General features: G+C 59.2%; 18 protein-coding genes. 14 read left to right on the top strand and 4 right to left on the bottom strand.

What is annotated here, in order from left to right:
• Window positions 1-3 precede the first annotated feature (3 nt).
• The 11 genes from HXW73_RS14450 (at window position 4) to tatC (ending at window position 8,279) form a co-directional block, all read left to right on the top strand.
• Complete coding sequence (locus HXW73_RS14450) at window positions 4-723, top strand: SPOR domain-containing protein (protein WP_186253744.1); 720 nt, start codon at window positions 4-6, stop codon at window positions 721-723.
• Between the two features lie 155 nt (window positions 724-878).
• Complete coding sequence (gene hslV / locus HXW73_RS14455; protein ID WP_066318308.1) at window positions 879-1,412, top strand: ATP-dependent protease subunit HslV; 534 nt, start codon at window positions 879-881, stop codon at window positions 1,410-1,412.
• 10 nt (window positions 1,413-1,422) lie between these two features.
• Window positions 1,423-2,745 (top strand): ATP-dependent protease ATPase subunit HslU, encoded by a 1,323-nt coding sequence (hslU, locus tag HXW73_RS14460; RefSeq protein WP_186253745.1) that lies wholly within the window; start codon window positions 1,423-1,425, stop codon window positions 2,743-2,745.
• A gap of 78 nt (window positions 2,746-2,823) precedes the next feature.
• Window positions 2,824-3,207 carry a gamma-butyrobetaine hydroxylase-like domain-containing protein gene (locus HXW73_RS14465; RefSeq protein ID WP_066318303.1) on the top strand — a complete coding sequence of 128 codons (384 nt, stop codon included), beginning with the start codon at window positions 2,824-2,826 and terminating at the stop codon, window positions 3,205-3,207.
• Between the two features lie 123 nt (window positions 3,208-3,330).
• Window positions 3,331-4,086, top strand: a complete 756-nt coding sequence (ubiE, locus tag HXW73_RS14470; protein ID WP_186253746.1) for a bifunctional demethylmenaquinone methyltransferase/2-methoxy-6-polyprenyl-1,4-benzoquinol methylase UbiE — start codon at window positions 3,331-3,333, stop codon at window positions 4,084-4,086.
• A 22-nt stretch (window positions 4,087-4,108) separates the two neighbouring features.
• Complete coding sequence (locus tag HXW73_RS14475; protein ID WP_186253747.1) at window positions 4,109-4,747, top strand: ubiquinone biosynthesis accessory factor UbiJ; 639 nt, start codon at window positions 4,109-4,111, stop codon at window positions 4,745-4,747.
• Complete coding sequence (gene ubiB, locus HXW73_RS14480; protein ID WP_186253748.1) at window positions 4,744-6,366, top strand: ubiquinone biosynthesis regulatory protein kinase UbiB; 1,623 nt, start codon at window positions 4,744-4,746, stop codon at window positions 6,364-6,366. Before HXW73_RS14475 ends, ubiB begins: the two co-directional genes overlap by 4 nt.
• A 21-nt stretch (window positions 6,367-6,387) precedes the next feature.
• Window positions 6,388-6,750, top strand: coding sequence for a phosphoribosyl-ATP diphosphatase (locus tag HXW73_RS14485; RefSeq protein ID WP_186253749.1), 363 nt, complete (start codon window positions 6,388-6,390; stop codon window positions 6,748-6,750).
• A gap of 45 nt (window positions 6,751-6,795) precedes the next feature.
• The gene (tatA, locus tag HXW73_RS14490) at window positions 6,796-7,071 is read left to right on the top strand and encodes a Sec-independent protein translocase subunit TatA (RefSeq protein ID WP_186253750.1); all 276 of its coding nucleotides are present in this window, start codon (window positions 6,796-6,798) and stop codon (window positions 7,069-7,071) included.
• Between the two features lie 3 nt (window positions 7,072-7,074).
• Entirely contained in the window at window positions 7,075-7,497 is a 423-nt protein-coding gene (gene tatB, locus HXW73_RS14495) for a Sec-independent protein translocase protein TatB (RefSeq protein ID WP_186253751.1), read from the top strand.
• Window positions 7,494-8,279: a twin-arginine translocase subunit TatC gene (gene tatC, locus HXW73_RS14500; RefSeq protein ID WP_186253752.1), complete on the top strand. Its 786-nt coding sequence runs from the start codon at window positions 7,494-7,496 to the stop codon at window positions 8,277-8,279. Before tatB ends, tatC begins: the two co-directional genes overlap by 4 nt.
• Window positions 8,280-8,361: 82 nt before the next feature.
• Here tatC and elbB read toward each other — a convergent pair whose 3' ends face one another.
• Window positions 8,362-9,021 carry an isoprenoid biosynthesis glyoxalase ElbB gene (elbB, locus tag HXW73_RS14505; protein WP_186253753.1) on the bottom strand — a complete coding sequence of 220 codons (660 nt, stop codon included), beginning with the start codon at window positions 9,019-9,021 and terminating at the stop codon, window positions 8,362-8,364.
• 160 nt (window positions 9,022-9,181) lie between these two features.
• Between elbB and hemB the strand changes: the two genes are divergently transcribed.
• Window positions 9,182-10,195 carry a porphobilinogen synthase gene (gene hemB, locus HXW73_RS14510; protein ID WP_186253754.1) on the top strand — a complete coding sequence of 338 codons (1,014 nt, stop codon included), beginning with the start codon at window positions 9,182-9,184 and terminating at the stop codon, window positions 10,193-10,195.
• Window positions 10,196-10,334: 139 nt separating this feature from the next.
• Window positions 10,335-12,530: a polyphosphate kinase 1 gene (ppk1, locus tag HXW73_RS14515; RefSeq protein ID WP_186253755.1), complete on the top strand. Its 2,196-nt coding sequence runs from the start codon at window positions 10,335-10,337 to the stop codon at window positions 12,528-12,530.
• A gap of 60 nt (window positions 12,531-12,590) precedes the next feature.
• On the opposite strand, the gene metE is transcribed toward ppk1, so the two are convergent.
• Window positions 12,591-14,888 (bottom strand): 5-methyltetrahydropteroyltriglutamate--homocysteine S-methyltransferase, encoded by a 2,298-nt coding sequence (gene metE, locus HXW73_RS14520; protein WP_186253756.1) that lies wholly within the window; start codon window positions 14,886-14,888, stop codon window positions 12,591-12,593.
• 99 nt (window positions 14,889-14,987) lie between these two features.
• Here metE and HXW73_RS14525 point away from each other — a divergent pair, with 99 nt between their 5' ends.
• The gene (locus HXW73_RS14525; RefSeq protein ID WP_186253757.1) at window positions 14,988-15,926 is read left to right on the top strand and encodes a LysR family transcriptional regulator; all 939 of its coding nucleotides are present in this window, start codon (window positions 14,988-14,990) and stop codon (window positions 15,924-15,926) included.
• Here HXW73_RS14525 and HXW73_RS14530 read toward each other — a convergent pair.
• Both HXW73_RS14530 and HXW73_RS14535 read right to left on the bottom strand, forming a co-directional pair.
• Window positions 15,889-17,484 carry an ATP-binding protein gene (locus HXW73_RS14530; RefSeq protein ID WP_186253758.1) on the bottom strand — a complete coding sequence of 532 codons (1,596 nt, stop codon included), beginning with the start codon at window positions 17,482-17,484 and terminating at the stop codon, window positions 15,889-15,891. The genes HXW73_RS14525 and HXW73_RS14530 overlap by 38 nt on opposite strands.
• A 23-nt stretch (window positions 17,485-17,507) precedes the next feature.
• Window positions 17,508-18,266: a winged helix-turn-helix domain-containing protein gene (locus tag HXW73_RS14535; protein WP_240538649.1), complete on the bottom strand. Its 759-nt coding sequence runs from the start codon at window positions 18,264-18,266 to the stop codon at window positions 17,508-17,510.
• Window positions 18,267-18,403 lie beyond the last annotated feature (137 nt).

The following is an 18,403-nucleotide window of genomic DNA, read 5'->3' on the forward strand; positions in this document are numbered from 1 at the left end:
TTCATGGCAAGCCCGCGTAAAAAGCCCACCCGCCGCGGTGCCACTAGCCAGCGCAAAGCAGCTCGCGGCTCAAGCGGCGGGTTCCGCCTGCCCGGCTGGCTCTGGGGCCTGGTGGGCGTAGCGGCCGGTTTCTTTCTGGCTCAGCACCAGCACGGGACAGCCCCCTGGCAGGACACGCCGGATGACGCCACCCAAACGACGTCTGAATCAAGCGCTGAGCAACGCGAAGCACGCGAGGCCGCACGGGAAACCGAAGACTCGACAGAGCCGTCCATGCCAACCTTCGAGTTTTACACCCTGCTGCCTGAAACCGAAGTGATTGCGCCTGGTGTCGCTCCCTCTTCAACGGTTGAGACACCGGCGGCCCCCGAAGCAGATAACACCAGCGATGACGACACCGTCGACGACCCCATCGCCCAGGTGATCGCCGCGAATATGCGCCCGGAAGAGCAGGTCACCACTGCGCAGCAAACGGCCAATGAAGACGGTGCCCGCTATGTGTTGCAGGCGGCGTCGTTTCGCGAGCTGGACGACGCCGAACAGCTGAGTCAACGGCTTCGTAATTTGAGTCTGCTGGCACAGATCAGCGAGATCCAGGCTGACGGCAGTACCTGGCATCGCGTGCAGGTCGGCCCTTATGAAGACACCCGCGAACTCAATCGCGCTCAGGATTTAATGGCCACCCAAGGCATTGAGCCGCTGCTCATTCAACTGCAAAACTGACAAACTCACTCCCCAATGACGTGCGGGCGGTTGATTTTTTATCGACCGCCCGCATTTTGTTGGGAACTGCTTACACCAATTTGTTATGAACTGATCAGGTCGAGCATCGACCCGTTCATCATCGGGAGCCAGCCTCCCCTCAAGGAGTTACCTCCATGACCACCATCGTATCCGTGCGTCGCGGAAACCAAGTCGCCCTGGCGGGTGACGGCCAGGTATCGCTGGGCAACACCGTGATGAAAGGCAATGCCAGTAAGGTACGCCGCCTCTACCGGGGCAAGGTGCTGGCCGGTTTTGCAGGCGGCACCGCCGATGCCTTCACGCTGTTTGAGCGCTTTGAAGCCCAGCTTGAAAAGTACCAGGGGCACCTCACCAAGGCCGCCGTCGAGCTCGCCAAGGACTGGCGCACAGACCGCGCCCTGCGCCGCCTCGAAGCCTTGTTGGCCGTGGCCGACCACAGTGCTTCGCTGATCATTACCGGCAACGGTGACGTTGTCGAGCCCGAGCGCGGCATCATCGCCATTGGCTCCGGCGGCAACTATGCCCAGGCAAGCGCTCGGGCGTTGCTCGAAAATACCGAACTGGGCGCCCGCGAGATTACTGAAAAATCCCTCGCTATCGCCGGTGACATCTGCGTGTTCACCAATCACCACATCACGCTTGAAGAGCTGAACACCAACGAACGTTGAGGCCCCTTTTATGACCCAGATGACACCCCGCGAAATCGTCCACGCCCTGGATCAATATATTATTGGTCAACAGGATGCCAAACGCGCCGTCGCCATTGCGTTGCGCAACCGCTGGCGCCGCATGCAGCTGGACGATGAGCTGCGCCCGGAGGTCACGCCCAAGAACATCCTGATGATCGGCCCCACCGGCGTGGGGAAAACCGAGATTGCCCGCCGCCTGGCCAAACTGGCGCGTGCACCGTTTATCAAGGTCGAGGCCACCAAGTTCACCGAGGTGGGCTACGTGGGTCGCGACGTCGAATCGATCATTCGCGACCTGATCGAAGCGGCCATCAAGATGGTCCGCGAACACGCCAAAGAAGAAGTCGCCCACCGGGCCGAGGATGCCGCCGAAGACCGCATTCTCGACGCCTTGCTGCCGCCGCCCCGCGGCCAGGAAGACAAGCCGCGCGAGGATAACGGCACCCGCCAGACCTTCCGCAAGAAGCTGCGCGAAGGGGAACTGGACGACAAAGAAATCGACATCGAGATTTCCGCCCAGGGTCAGGGCATCGACATCATGACGCCTCCTGGCATGGAAGAGATGACCAGCCAGTTGCAGAGCCTGTTTTCCAATATGGGCCAGCAGAAGCGCGAGACACGTCGCGTCAAGGTCAAGGAAGCCTTTGGCCTGTTGCGCGACGAAGAAGCCAGCAAGCTGGTCAACGAGGAAGAGATCAAGGCCCGCGCCGTGGAAGCGGTCGAGCAGCACGGCATCGTCTTTCTGGATGAGATCGACAAGGTCGCCAAGGGCAGCGGCCAGTCGAGCGGCGGCGAAGTCTCCCGCGAGGGTGTGCAGCGCGACTTGCTACCGCTTATCGAAGGGTCGACCGTTTCGACCAAGTACGGCATGGTCAAGACCGACCACATCTTGTTTATCGCGTCCGGGGCCTTCCACCTGTCACGGCCGTCGGATCTGATCCCCGAGCTGCAGGGCCGCCTGCCCATCCGCGTTGAGCTGGATGCGCTGACACCGGGTGACTTCAAACGGATTCTGACCGAGCCGTCCGCTTCGCTGACCCGGCAGTACACGGCCTTGCTGGCCACCGAAGGGCTCGACGTCGAGTTCACTCAGGATGGTATCGAGCGCATCGCTGAAATATCCTGGCAGGTCAACGAGGGCACCGAGAACATCGGCGCGCGCCGCCTGCATACCGTCATGGAGCGGCTGCTAGAAGAAGCCTCGTTCAAGGGCGGCGACATGGAAAGCCCGCTACTGATCGACGCTGACTATGTCAACGCGCAGCTGGGTGAGTTAGCCGTCGACGAAGACCTGTCACGCTATATTCTGTAACCTGTCGGCTCGGCAAGGATGCCGAGCCTTGGTGCGCCACCACTGGCCACCGACACCCAGCCGCTTTTGAGGTGTTTCATGACTGCTCCCACCCCCACCCGCGTTCACTACCATAAGTCGACCCGCGAGCTTGAGCTCGGCTACGCCAATGGCGAAAGCTACCGCCTGCCGGTGGAACTGCTACGCGTTTACTCGCCCTCTGCCGAGGTGCGCGGCCATGGCGGCGATACCGCCGTGCTCCAGGTCGGCAAAAAGGATGTAGGGCTGCAGAACATCACCCCGGCAGGTAACTACGCGCTTAAACTTCACTTTGACGACGGTCACGACAGCGGCCTGTTTAGCTGGAACTATCTCTATGATCTGGCCCAGCACCAAACGGCCTACTGGGAAAACTATCTGCAACGGCTTGAAGAGGCCGGGGCCTCCCGCGAGCCTGCCAGCATCCAGTTCAAACAGCTGTGACGTAACGCCCCAGAGCAAACGCAGACAAGCCGGGGCGGACAAGGCTACAATGTCGGCAACCTTACATAACGCGACGACCGCCTGGTCGACGCTCATCGCCTCGAACTCGGGAGCCAGAGCCCCATGAGCCCCACCGATAAACGCACGACCGATTTTGGTTATCAGGAAGTTCCTCTCGACGAGAAAGCCTCTCGGGTGGCCGACGTTTTCCACTCGGTGGCCGCGCGCTACGATGTCATGAACGACCTGATGTCGATGGGCATCCACCGTGTCTGGAAGCGCCTCACTATTGAACGTGCGGGTGTAAGACCGGGCCATCACGTCCTCGATATCGCGGGCGGTACCGGCGACCTGACGCTTAAATTTTCGCGCCTGGTCGGTCCTCGGGGAAAAGTCGTGCTCGCCGACATCAACGCCTCCATGCTCAACGTGGGCCGCGACAAGCTGATGGACAACGGCGTGGGCAGCAACGTCGAGTATGTACAGGCCAACGCCGAATGCCTGCCGTTTCCCGATAACAGCTTTGACTGCATCACCATCGCCTTTGGCCTGCGCAATGTCACCGACAAGGACGCCGCGCTGCGCTCCATGGCGCGGGTGCTCAAACCTGGCGGACGCCTGCTGGTGCTGGAATTTTCCAAACCCAGTAATCCGCTGCTGACCAAAGCCTACGACGAATATTCTTTCCGCCTGTTGCCGAAAATGGGCGAATGGGTGGCAGGCGACGGCGAAAGTTACCGCTATCTGGCCGAATCGATTCGTATGCACCCCGACCAGGAGACGCTGAAGAGCATGATGGAAGACGCCGGTCTCGAACGTGTGGAATACACCAATTTAACCGGCGGCATCGTGGCACTACACCGCGGCATCAAGCTATGACACCAACCACCGAGAGGTCAGCATGCTGCTAACCCCGACCTTGTTACTGGCCGGATGTGAACGCACGCTGAACGCCCTGCTTGCCCGTGACCCGGCGTCACCCGCGCGGCTTGCCCAGCTGTCGGGGAGTCGCCTGCTGGTGCGTTTCGAACAGCCACAACTCGCCCTGGTGCTCCATTACCACGCCACCGGGATTGACCTGCTGCGCGCCGACGACCTGGATGACCGCCACGCTGATGCAGTCGTGGAACTGACGCCGGAAACCCTGTCAGCCTGGCTTGGCGGCACGTCGGTCGAGCAGTTGATGTTTGAAGGCAAGCTGGCGATACGCGGCCAGGTGCATTTACTCGAAGCCACCCGCACGCTGCTCCTTGACCTGGATCTCGATTGGGAAAACGAACTGGCGCGCTGGCTTGGGGATACGCCTGCCCACTCGTTGGCCGAAGGCGTACGGCGGGCGGCTGACTGGGGACTGAGAACCAAGGACGAGCTGGTGCAGGACGTCTCCGAGTATGTGTTTGAAGAAGCGCGCCTGCTGCCCGGCCGCCAGCAGCATGATGTATTGCGTGATCAATTGACTGCACTCGAGGTGGCGACTGACCGCCTGGAGGCCCGCTTTAAACGCCTCGACAGACGGCTGCGAGCAGGAGCGCGCCAATGAGTTTTCGGCTGTTTCGCATCAGTTGGGTGATTGCCCGCTACCGACTGGATACGCTCCTGCCGCTTGATCGGCTCCCCTTATGGCTGCGTTTTCTGCTTTGGTTCTCGCCACTGCGCCTGATGCCCATCGGCCAGCGCTCGCGCGGCGAGCGCCTTCGCCTGGCGCTAGAAACGCTGGGGCCGATTTTTATCAAATTCGGCCAGATGCTCTCCACCCGACGCGACCTGTTGCCCGAAGATATCGCCGACGAGCTCAGGCGATTGCAAGACCAGGTGCCGCCCTTTCCAGGTGAACACGCCGTCACCCGAGTGGAAAAAGAGCTCGAAATGTCGCTCAGCGATGCCTTCGCTTTTTTCGACCCGGCACCTCTAGCCTCGGCTTCCATCGCCCAGGTCCACGTCGCCGAGTTGCATAGCGGCGAAGACGTGGTGGTCAAAATCATTCGCCCCGGCATCGACCGCATTATGCGCCAGGACATGGCGTTGATGTATCAGGTGGCCAAGCTCTTGTCCAAGGTACCCGAAGCGCGCCGTCTGCGCCCGGTGGAAGTCATCAGGGACTATGAAGCCACGCTGTTCGATGAGCTTGACCTGTATAAGGAAGCCGCCAACACCTCGCAGCTCAAGCGCAATTTCAAAGACTCCCCGCTGCTGTTTGTACCGACCATCTACTGGCCGTTTACCCGCCGCCACGTCATGGTCCAGGAGCGTATTCGCGGCGTGCCCGTTGCCGACCTCGACACCCTCAAGGCCAACGGCACCAACTTGAAGAAACTCGCCGAGCGCGGCGTGGAAATCTTCTTTACCCAGGTATTTCGCGACAATTTCTTCCATGCCGACATGCACCCCGGCAATATTTTCGTCAACTGCGATAACCCGGAAGATCCGCAATATATCGCCATTGACTGCGGTATTGTCGGCAGCCTGACGCGGGAGGACCAGGATTACTTGGCCCGCAACCTGCTGGCGTTTTTCCATCAAGATTATTACGAAGTCGCCGCCCTGCACATTGAATCGGGCTGGGTGGGTGAAAACACCCGCGCCAACGAGTTTGCAGCGGCGATTCGCACGGTGTGCGAGCCGATTCTGGAAAAACCGTTGAAAGATATATCCTTCGGCCAGGTCTTGCTGGGGCTGTTCCAGACCGCGCGACGTTTTAATATGGAAGTACAGCCTCAGCTAGTACTGCTGCAGAAAACCCTGCTCAACATTGAAGGCCTGGGGCGGCAGCTTTACCCTGATCTGGACCTGTGGAGCACGGCCAAACCCTTCCTTGAGCAGTGGATGAAAGAACGCGCGGGCGTCGGCGGACTATGGCGCTCGCTGAAACGCCAGGCACCGGAACTTTCGCACCAGCTACCTGAGCTACCGGTACTGGCACATCAGGCGCTCAGCCGCATGGAGCACGAGCACCGCCAGCGTCACCAGCAAACGTCTGCCATCAGCGACATGCGACAGCAAATGGCTCGCCAGGGCAAACGCCAGCACCGCCTGCGAATCGGCCTGGTGCTAGTTGGCCTGGCACTTGCCTGGCAGCCATTGAGCCAATGGGCAGGCAGCCAGCAATGGCCGGTGCTTGTCGCTGCCGCCATCGGTCTACTGCTGTTGGTATGGCAATAGTTCAAGAACCAGAGGATCCCCATGGACACGACGCCTTCCACCCCCAATAATGCGCCTGTGCTCGATGCGCTCGGCGACGTATTACGCAAGCGTCGCCACGCGTCGCCGGACGATTCGTATGTTGCCTCCTTGCATTACAAGGGATTGAACAAGATACTCGAAAAACTCGGCGAGGAAGCTACCGAAACACTGCTCGCCGCCAAAGACGCTGAACATGGCAGCTTGGACGAACGACAGGCACTGGTCGCCGAAACCGCCGACCTATGGTTTCATAGCCTGGTGATGCTGTCGCATCTGGACCTGGATCATCAGGATGTACTCAACGAGTTAGCGCGCCGCTTCGGCATTTCCGGCCACGACGAAAAAGCAGCACGTCAACAATAGCCTTCAGGCTTTGCAACAACATAGCCCCATCACGAGGACACGCATATGTTAGGTGGTATCAGTATTTGGCAGTTGCTGATTGTACTAGGCATCATCATCCTGGTTTTCGGCACCAAAAAGCTCCGCAACGTCGGTACCGACCTGGGCGGTGCGGTGAAAGGCTTCAAGAAAGCCGTCCATGAAGACGAGAAGGACGCCGACAAGAAGGAGGAAGACCAGCCCCAAGCGAAAGTTCGTCACGATGAGGCTGGCAATACTTACGACGTTCAAGCGGAAGAGAAAGAAAAGCAGGCAGCTGATCATCACGACGAGCGCAAATAAGCCATGTTCGATTTTGGCTTTTTTGAAATTCTGGTCATTGGCGTTGTCGGGCTCTTGGTACTGGGTCCGGAACGCCTGCCGCGCGCGGCGCGCGCGGTCGGCCTGTGGGTCGGCAAGATCAAGCGCACCGTCTCAGGCATGCAGCGTGAAATCAGCGCTCAGCTCGAAGCGGAAGATCTGCGTCAAACGCTCTCCGACCAGCAGAAAAAGCTCGATGACAGCCTTCGCAAAGCCAAGCATGACGTAGAGCGGATAGCGGACGACCCAGAAAAGCCAACGCCGCCATCCGGCGATACGTCAACGGCGTCGGAACAGCGTGCCGCCAGTGCCGCCTCGCACCTGGATGAAGCACTGGAAACCGTCCGTGAGAAAGCCCCCGCGTCACCCGACGCCGAGTCATCTACCAAGGACAGCAAGCACCCATGAGTACGTCTGGTGATTCGCAGGAGCCCAACAATGATCAGAAGCAAGCGCCGTTAATCGAGCACCTTATTGAGCTGCGCTCGCGACTGATGCGGGCAGTTATCGCGATTTTGGTGATCTTTCTCGGGCTTTATGCGTTCTCGAACGACATCTATCTCTTCGTGGCAGAACCGTTAATGGCGCTTCTGCCACCCGGGTCGCAAATGATCGCGACCGAAGTGGCCTCACCATTTCTTGCTCCGTTCAAACTGACGTTGGTGACCGCACTGTTTATTGCGGTGCCGTTCGTTCTGCACCAGGCATGGTCGTTTATCGCGCCCGGGCTTTACGATAACGAGAAAGCGCTGGCGATTCCGATACTGGTGTCCAGCATCCTGCTGTTCTATGCTGGCGCGGCATTTGCGTATTACGTGGTATTTCCGTTGCTGTTTGCGTTTTTCACCCAGGCAGGGCCGGAAAACATCACGGTGATGACGGATATCAATCAGTATCTGAACTTCGTGCTCAAGCTGTTCTTTGCCTTTGGCGTGGCGTTTGAAATTCCGGTCGCCACGTTTTTGCTGATTCTGTCCGGTGCCACCACCGTCGAGAGCCTCTCTCAAAAGCGCCCCTACATCATTTTGGGGTGCTTTGTGGTGGGCATGGTGCTGACCCCCCCCGACGTTATCTCGCAAAGCCTGCTGGCTGTTCCTATGTACCTGCTTTACGAGGTCGGCCTGCTTTTCGGCCGACTGGTCCGCAAGCGGCGTGCCGAAAAAGCCGCCGAAGAGTCCGATGAGGAATAGTCCGTACTAAACAACAAGCCGCTGCCCGAGGGCAGCGGCTTGTCAGTTTATAAAGCTTTCCGAAAGGCGCGGGCCCAACTGATCAGTCCATCATTTCATCAATCCGGTCGACCAGTTTGAAAATGCCGGTGGCCGCTTCGCTAATCCGCGTTGCCAGCATATAGGCAGGCGTGGTGACCACGCGGTGCTCCAGGTCGACCACAATATCCTCGACGCTACAGCTGCGGTGCAGACCGCCCATGGCACTGATGGCCCCGGATATGCCAGGATCATTACCCACGGTCACGGCGATCCCATCGCCCAATAATCGCGTCGCCAACACCGGCGCGATGCAGATCAGGCCGATCGGCTTGGCATCTTCGCGAAAGCCTGACAGCACCTCCCTGAGCGATTCCAGTACCTGCATGCTGTCTCCCGCCACGGCGAAATCCGACAGGTTTTTGGCGACACCAAAACCACCCGGTACAATCACCGCGTCAAATTCGTCAGCCGCCAGGTCAGTCAGCGGGCTGATGTCACCGCGGGCCAGACGTGCCGATTCCACCAGCACATTACGCCGTTCGTCCGTGTCGGCCTCCTGGGTGAGGTGATTTACCACATGGTGCTGCTCGATATCCGGGGCAAAACAACGATATCCTATCCCCAACTGGTCCAAGCGCAGTAGCGTCAGGGTGGTTTCGTAAATTTCCGACCCGTCGAATACACCGCAGCCAGCAAGAATCACTGCTACCTGTTTGGTCATGCTTTTCTCCTTGTGCAGGGCCTGCTCGTTCAGCAGCGTTTGCGCCACTTTAGTCAGTCTTTAAGCGCACCACAAGACGGCTTTCGATGCAGGTCAGGACTGATATACTCAGCCAAGGTCGGCAGATACCCTCATTTACGAGTTTTTGTGGAGAATACCGTTGAGTACACCTACCCCTCGTCACTTTCCCGCGACGCGTCTGCGACGCATGCGCCGCGACGACTTCTCCCGCCGTTTAATGCGCGAATCAACGCTGACGCCCGGCGATCTTATTCTGCCGGTCTTCGTCCTGGAAGGCAGCCAGCAACGCGAAGCCATCGCCTCTATGCCGGGCGTGGAGCGGTTGTCGATTGATCTGTTGATCGAGCAAGCCCGCGAGGCCTATGCACTGGGCATTCCCGCGATAGCGCTGTTCCCGGTTGTCGGCGGTGAACAGAAAACCGAGTTCGCCGAAGAAGCCTACAACGCCAACGGCCTCGTTCAGCGCAGCGTTCGGGCACTCAAAGAGGCGCTGCCGGAACTGGGTATCATCACCGATGTCGCCCTCGATCCGTACACCATTCACGGCCAGGACGGCATTATCGACGAACATGGGTACGTGCTTAACGACCGCACCGTCGACACCCTGCTTAAGCAAGCCCTCTCCCATGCTGAAGCCGGTGCCGATGTGGTTGCCCCCTCCGACATGATGGACGGGCGTATCAGCGCTATCCGCCAGGTGCTTGAACAGGAGCACCTTCATAACGTACGCATCATGGCCTACAGTGCCAAATATGCCTCGCACTACTACGGCCCCTTCCGCGACGCCGTGGGCTCCTCCGCCAACCTGGGCAAAGCCGACAAGCGCACTTATCAGATGGATCCGGCCAACAGTGACGAAGCGCTTCATGAGGTGGCGATGGACCTTGCCGAGGGCGCCGACATGGTGATGGTCAAACCAGGGATGCCTTACCTGGATGTTGTCCGGCGGGTCAAAAGCGAATTACGCGTGCCCACCTATGCTTATCAGGTGAGCGGCGAATACGCGATGCATCGCGCCGCTTTCGACAATGGCTGGCTGGATGCTGACACGGTCATTCTGGAGTCCCTGATGTGCTTCAAACGCGCCGGAGCAGACGGCATCTTGAGCTATTTTGCCCTTGACGCTGCACGACTGCTGGCGGATGCGCGTTGACGCTGGGTGGCTGAGGCCAGTAAAACGTAGATGACAATGCCGTGACACGTCTTTGTCATCTTCCTCCGCCATACTGCGTTAACAGGCGCGTATCAGGCAATGATATGCTCAGAGATGACTAACGCCGGAGGCAGCTACCATGGACGACCAGGTCACCGATAACTCGCCCTACCCGCGCCATGATCATGACGGTGGCGATAGCGAGATATCCACGCTTCGCGTCAACCGCACACCCACTGGCGTTCAGGCCCGCGAAGCGCTGCCCGAGACAGATCTGGACGACCCGCAGCTTTACTTCAACCGCGAGCTATCCCACCTGCAGTTCAATATTCGTGTGCTGGAGCAGGCCCTGGATGAAGCACACCCGCTGCTCAACCGGTTGATGTTTTTGCTGATTTTTTCATCCAACATGGATGAATTCTTTGAAATTCGTGTTGCCGGACTCAAGCACCAGATTGCCCTGGGTGACGATACAACGGGCGCCGACGGGCGACTGCCCAAGGCCGTGCTGGCCGAAATTTCCGACATCGCCCACGCGCAAATCGTCCGTCAGTATCAAATCCTCAACGATACATTGTTGCCTGCTTTAGAGGCGCAGGGGCTGAGGTTTCGCCGCCGCGATCAATGGACAAAGGCGCAAAAAGACTGGGTCCACGAGCTATTCAACAACGACATCATGCCGGTCATCAGCCCCATCGGATTGGACCCCTCGCATCCCTTTCCGCGGTTGGTGAACAAGAGCCTCAATTTTATCGTCGAGCTTGAGGGCAAGGATGCCTTTGGACGTGCCGGGGGGATGGCGATTCTCCCCGCGCCTCGCTCGCTGCCACGTCTCATGGCCCTTCCCAAGCACCTGTGTAGCGAGGGCTTTACCGAGTATGTATTTCTGTCGTCGATGATCCATGCCCATGCCGAAGAGCTGTTCCCGGGCATGCGGGTGCGTGGCTGCTACCAGTTCCGCCTGACGCGCAACGCCGATATGAGTGTCGACCCGGAGGAGGTCTCCGACCTGGCCTCCGCTTTGCGTGGTGAGCTGCTGGCAAGGCGATACGGCAGCGGCGTGCGTCTGGAGGTGGCCGATAATTGCCCGGACGACCTGACCAACTTCCTGCTGCGCCAATTCAGCCTTGAGAATGGCGATCTTTATCGTGTGCAGGGCCCGGTCAACCTGACCCGGATGATGTCCGTACTAGGCGACGTTGACCGCCCGGAACTGCTATACCGGCCTTACACGCCCGGCATACCCAAAGCATTGAGGGGCAGCGGTAGTCTGTTTGACGCCATCGCCAAGCAGGATCTGCTGCTGCACCACCCTTTCCAGTCGTTCTCGCCGATCGAAGACCTGCTTAGCGAGGCGGCGCGCGACCCGAATGTGCTGGCGATCAAACAGACGCTCTACCGCACCGGGGCCGATTCGCCGATTGTCAGCGCGCTGGTGGACGCTGCCAGCCAGGGGAAAGAAGTCACCGTGGTGATCGAGCTGCGCGCGCGCTTCGACGAAGCCGATAATTTACAGCTGGCATCTCGCCTGCAGGAAGCCGGGGCCATCGTGATTTACGGCATCATGGCTTACAAGACGCATGCCAAGATGCTGCATATCGTGCGCCGCGAGCGCGGTGAACTGCGCCATTACGCACATCTGGGTACCGGTAACTACCACTCGAAGACCGCCAAATTGTATACCGACTATAGCCTGTTGACCGCCAACAAGGAGCTTTGCGCCGACGTTCATAAGGTATTTCAGCAGCTGTCGGGGATGGGCCGCGCGCGCAAGATCGATACCCTGCTCCACGCGCCGTTTACGCTGCACGAGCGGCTCATGGAAATGATCGACCGCGAAGCCCAGGTCGCCCGCAAGGGCAAGCGGGCCCATATCATTATCAAGTGCAATTCACTCACCGAACCGAAACTGATCAAGGCGCTTTATCGCGCCTCCCAGGCGGGTGTGGAATGCGACCTGATCATCCGCGGCATGTGCTGCCTGAAACCCGGCCTGCCGGGAGTGTCGGAAAATATTCGTGTGCGCTCGATCATAGGCCGTTTTCTGGAACACACGCGGGTTTTCCATTTCCACAACGACGGCAAACCGGAGATCTGGTGTTCAAGCGCCGACTTTATGTCGCGCAACATGTTCAATCGGGTGGAAACCTGCTTTCCGCTACTGGATAAAAAGCTGGCCACGCGAGTACGCAAGGACCTGGAAACCTACCTGGTCGACAATTGTCAGAGCTGGCTGCTGCAAAGTGACGGAAGCTACCACCTCCAAGACCCCGGCAGTGGGGATGCGATCAGTGCCCAGGAAACATTGCTCTACGCCTACGCCAGCAAAAGCTAGCCATGCCCAATGTAAAAACCCCGGTACCAAGCCGGGGTTAAACGTCCTGAGGTATGTCGTTTACGTATAGCGCTGACGCATCTGTTGGGCGGCCTCGACCATATTGGCCAGGGCCGGTTCCACCTCGGCCCAGGTGCGGGTTTTCAGGCCGCAGTCCGGGTTGACCCACAGCCGCTCGGCGGGAATCTTTTCCAGCGCCTTTTCCAGCAAATCGACCATCCACGCCACGTCGGGAATATTCGGCGTGTGGATATCGTAAACACCGGGACCCATTTCATTGGGGTAGGCAAAGTCCTGGAAGGCGTCCAGCAACTCCATGTTCGAGCGTGATGTTTCAATGGTGATCACGTCGGCGTCCAGCGCCGCAATCGCACCAATGATGTCGTTAAACTCCGAATAGCACATATGGGTGTGAATCTGCGTGCTGTCGTCGACGCCTGAAGCACTTAACCGGAAACACGTCACCGCCCAGTCCAGGTAGCCCTGCCATTCATGCTGGCGCAGCGGCAACCCTTCGCGCAGGGCGGGCTCGTCGATTTGGATGATGCGAATACCGGCGCGCTCCAGATCCTGCACCTCATCGCGCAGCGCAAGCGCAATATGACGGCAGGTGGTGTCCCGCGGCTGATCATCGCGCACAAAGGACCACTGCAGGATCGTCACCGGGCCTGTCAGCATGCCTTTCATGGGCTTGTTGGTCAGCTTTTGCGCATACTCGCTCCAGCGTACGGTCATGGCGGCGGGACGTGTCACGTCGCCATAAATAATCGGCGGCTTGACGCACCGCGAGCCGTAGCTTTGTACCCAGCCAAAGCGGGTGAAGGCAAAGCCATTCAACTGCTCACCAAAGTATTCCACCATGTCGTTGCGCTCGGCCTCGCCGTGTACCAGCACGTCCAGACCCAATACTTCCTGGCGCTCGACCGCGTAGGCGATGTCTGCCCGCATGCGCGCCTCGTAGTCGGCCTGGCTTAGCTTCCCTGCTTTAAAGGCGCGACGCGCTGCTCGAATATCGGGGGTTTGCGGGAAGGAGCCAATCGTCGTGGTGGGCAACAGCGGCAGGTTCAGGGCACGCCGCTGCGCCACCGCACGCTCGGCATAGGGGACGCGACGCTGGCTATCTTTGGCCGTGATAGCGGCAACGCGAACACTAACGGCAGGCTGATGGATGCGGCCCGATTCACGCCGGGCATCCAGCGCCTGCGTTGCTGCTTTCAAGCGCTGCTCATCAAGGGGGGTGGCGCGGTTATCAATCAGCCGGGTAAGAGACACCACTTCGTCGAGCTTCTGGCGGGCAAAGGCCAGCCAACCGACCAGCGCCTCGTCAAGGTCTGTCTCCTGGGCAAGGTCCACCGGCACGTGCAGCAGCGAACAGCTTGGCGCCAGCCAGAGCCGCTTACCCAGACGAACCTTGAGCGGCAGCAAACGCTCGCGCAGCGCGGCAAGGTCGGCGCGCCAGATATTGCGCCCATCGATGAAACCCACCGACAGCACCTGATGCGGCCCCAGGCGATCAATCACGCTGTCTACCTGCTGGGGCGCGCGCACGGCATCAATGTGCAGCCCATCCACCGGCAGCCGGGTCGCCAGCGACAGATTGTCACCCAGACCGCCAAAGTAACTGGCCACCATCAGCTTCAAAGGGGCGGACTGCAAGCGGTGATAGGCGCGCTCATAGGCCTGCTGCCAATCAAGGGGCAAGTCCTGCACCAGCGCAGGCTCATCCAGTTGAACCCATTCGACCCCTAGGGTGGCAAGGCGTGCCAGCACTTCGCCGTAGACGTCCAGGACGCTATCCAGCAGCGTCAGTCGATCCAGTTCACCGCTTTGGGATTTACCCAGCCACAGCCAGGTGAGCGGACCAGTCAGGGTCACCTTGGGGGTGAATCCCGCGGTCAGCGCTTCGTCGACCTCGTCGAACAGCCGGTGGGAAGCCAGAGTAAAGCGCTGGCCTTCGTGTAGTTCCGGGACCAGATAATGATAGTTGGTATCAAAGTACTTGGTCATTTCGCAGGCGGGGGCCGGTTGACCGCTGGGCGCACGTCCCCGTGCCATGCGGAAGGTGGTATCCAGGTCAACGTCACCCGCCGCCACTTCCTGTTGTGCTTTGAAGCGCGCGGGCACCGAACCTAGCAGGACCGAGACATTCAGTACCTGATCGTAAAACGCGAAGTCACCCACGCTGACCAGATCGAGTCCCGCCGCCTGCTGGGCTTGCCAATGACGCAAACGCAAGTCGCGGCCAGTCTGTTCGAGCGCTTCGCGGGAACACTCGCCCTGCCAGTAGGCTTCGGTGGCTTTTTTAAGCTCGCGCCGGGCGCCAATGCGGGGATAGCCGAGAATATGAGAAACTGTCATGATGAGACCTTGCAACGTGAATGATTTCACATAGTCTGGGCACCACCAATAAATGAATCAAACTAATGTTTTTAATATTAAACATGAAAAATAATCACCATGATTGAATTACGCCACTTGCGCACCCTGCTGGCGCTTCGCGAGACGGGGTCTCTGGTGGAGGCCGCCGAGCGGGTTCACCTCACCCAGTCTGCACTGTCGCATCAGTTGAAAGACCTCGAAAGCCGTGTGGATAGCCCGTTGTTCATGCGCAAGACCCGGCCGGTGGAGTTCACCCGCGCCGGATTGCGTTTGCTGGAACTTGCCGATCAGATTCTGCCTGAAGTCCGTAAGGCAGAGCGCGATTTGGCGCGCATGGCGGGAACTGAAATGGGACGGCTGCACATGGCCATTGAGTGCCACAGCTGCTTCCAGTGGCTGATGCCCACGGTAGACTACTTTCGCGACCATTGGCCCGAGGTCGAGATCGATATACCCAGCGGCCACCATTTCGACCCGCTGCCCGCGCTCGCGCGCGAACAGCTCGATCTGGTGATCACCGCTGACCCGCAGCCAATAGAGGGGGTTCACTACGCGCCGCTGTTCCGCTATGAAGGATTACTCGCGGTTGCCCGGCAACATCCACTTGCCGGTCAGGGCTTCGTGACTCCTGAGGCACTTGCCGATGAAACCCTGATCACCTACCCAGTCGAGCAGTCACGGCTTGACGTCTTCAGCCAGTTTTTAACACCCGCCAATGTACGCCCACGGGAAATCCGCACCGCCGAGCTGACGATCATGATGATGCAGCTTGTCGCCAGCGGCCGTGGTGTCTGTGCGCTACCTAACTGGGCACTCTCGGAGTACCTGGAACGCGACTACGTAAGCGCCGTCAAGCTTGGTGAGCAGGGCGTGTGGAGCACGCTGTATGCGGCCGTCCGGGAAGAAACCCTAGAGGCGCCGTGGATGCAGGACTTCTTACGCACCGCACAGGAAACGTCGTTTGCCGTCCTCAACGGCATCAAGCCGGCGACTCGCGACGCGGAATCAGCAGCGTGAACCGCGCGCCACCCAGGGAAGGACTGGCATCCACGGTGACGCTGCCGCCGTGGCCTGCCATGATTTTCTGTACAATCGACAGCCCCAGCCCGTAGCCCCCCGAACTGCGCGCACGGCTATCATCCAGACGAGCGAAGGGTTTGAACACATCAGCCCGCGCATCGGCTGGAATCCCCGGTCCATCGTCTTCCACGTCAATACGTACCAGGTGGGGCTCATCCCATAGCCCAATCACCACTTTGGACTGACCATGGCGGCAGGCATTACTGACCAGGTTCTGCAGCGCGCGCTGCAGGTAGCGAGGTTCAGCCAGAAGCTCGATGTCAGGCCCCGGCGCCAGCGTTATCGCCAAGCCTTCATGAAGCGGCGAAAGCGAGTCGATCACCCGCTCGGCCATCGCCCTGCATTCCACCAGCGACGTTTCCAGCTCGGCGCCGTTGACCGTCTCGCCCCCCAGTCGGGCATAGGTGAGAATTTCATCGATCAGTTCATCCAGCTCGGCAATATCGGTATCGATACCCTGAAGCTGGCGCCGTATAGCAGGCTGATCGGTCATGTCCTCGACCATTTGCACTGCAAAACGGATACGGGCTACCGGCGTTCGCAGCTCGTGTGACACGGCGCGAATCATCTCCTGCTGGCCGCGCAACAGCGACTGCACCTGATTGGCCATGCCGTTGAACGCCATGCCCAGGCGCCCCAGAAAGTCGCCGCTTTCGACTTTGACGCGGGTTTCCAGGCGACCGCTGGCAATGCGTGTCGCCGCCAGTTCCAGGCGCGCCATGCGCGATTCGATACTGCGCATCACCAGGTAGATAATCAGCGCCAGCACGACCATCAGGGCCATCAATAACGGCAAGTGAAGGTTGATCGGCAGGTTGGAACCCCCGGCTGCAGGTCCTGCTTTAAGCCATTGGGAGCCGTCGGGCAGTTGATAGATGAAGCTTATCGACAGTTGTTCGCCGCGTAACCGAGTGACGACCTCGCCACGATCGAGCTGGCGACGCTGCGCATCACTCAACTCAGCAGGCGGGCGATCGGTCAGCGCAAGTGGCCAGCCACCTTGCTCCAATGCACCAAGCCGCTCACGCCGTTCGCTACCGTCAAATGGCGACAGCCAAGCGCCGAGCATCTCTATCGTCGCGTGCCACTGTCGCTCGCTCCAGTTAGGGAAGTCGGCCTGTAACAGCCAGGATTGGCCAGGAAGGCGGCGCTGTAATCGCCAGGGGGACGTCTCCACCAGTACTTTACCTCGCTCCAGGCGGGCACGTTCGAAATAGCTTAGGGAGGCGTCTTCCAACGGCAAAAGGGTCAACTGCATATCGAGCTGCTCAGCCCAACCCGATAGCTGCGTCTGGCGTTCGCGCGGCGTGCTGTCGGCGAGTTGCTGCGCCATTAACGACATCGGTAGCGCCGTTAATGCCTCGCGATAGTCCTCACGGCTGACCTGCTCGATAAAGGCGCGCCCACCCAGGGCAATTAAAAACACCATTAACAGCGCGGCACCCAGCAGCAGATAAAAGCGTAAAAACGAGCCGTGGCTGAGCACCCGCCGCATGTGGCTGTCCTTCTGAGTAATTATTAGCTGTCTTTCACAAATAGATAGCCCTTGCTACGTACCGTCTTGATACGGTGGGGCTGGTTGGGGTCATCACCAATCTTGGGGCGAATACGTGACACTCGCACATCGATCGAGCGATCCTGCCCGTCGTATTTGATCCCCCGCAGATCGTTAAAAATCTCTTCACGGGTGAGCACACGCCCGGCATTGCGCGCCAGCAGCCACAGCAGGTCAAACTCGGCACTGGTCAAGTCGATGCGCTCCCCCGACAGCCAGGCTTCGCGGGTGGCATTATCGATTTCCAGATTCTCAAAGCGCAGCCGTATTTCGCCATCAGAGGCTGGCCCATCGGCACGCCGCAGCAGCGCCCTCATGCGGGCTAACAGTACTCTGGGCTGAACAGGCTTGGGCACATAGTCATCCGCGCCCATTTCAAGCCCCAACACCTGATCCAGATCGTCCGTACGTGCCGTGAGCATCATGATCGGGCCCGCAAAGTTGGGCCGCACGCGGCGACAAATCGCCAGGCCGTCTTCCCCGGGCAGCATCAAATCAAGAATCACCAAGTCCGGCTGCAGGGTCAGAATGCGATCCACCCCCTTCGCCCCATCAGCTTCCAGCGTAACTTGAAAGCCGTTGGCTTCCAGATAATCCCGCGTCAGCTCAGCCAGGCGTTGGTCATCCTCAATGATGAGGACATGATCCTGGTCGGGATAATCAGGCTTGTGCGATTCTTGGCTGCCAAGCGTCTGAAACTGTTCTTCTAAGTGATCCACCATCCTAGTTGTCAACTCCACTTAAGCTATGTGTCTTATCGCCTGCTTACCCCGTACAAAAGCAGACTGTTTATGTTTATTTCCAGAATACCTCAAAAGTGCCCAAGCGCCTGCCAGGCGACGCAATATGCACGTTTCCT

The sequence above is a fragment of the Halomonas sp. SH5A2 genome (assembly GCF_014263395.1).
In the GTDB taxonomy this organism is placed as follows: domain Bacteria; phylum Pseudomonadota; class Gammaproteobacteria; order Pseudomonadales; family Halomonadaceae; genus Vreelandella.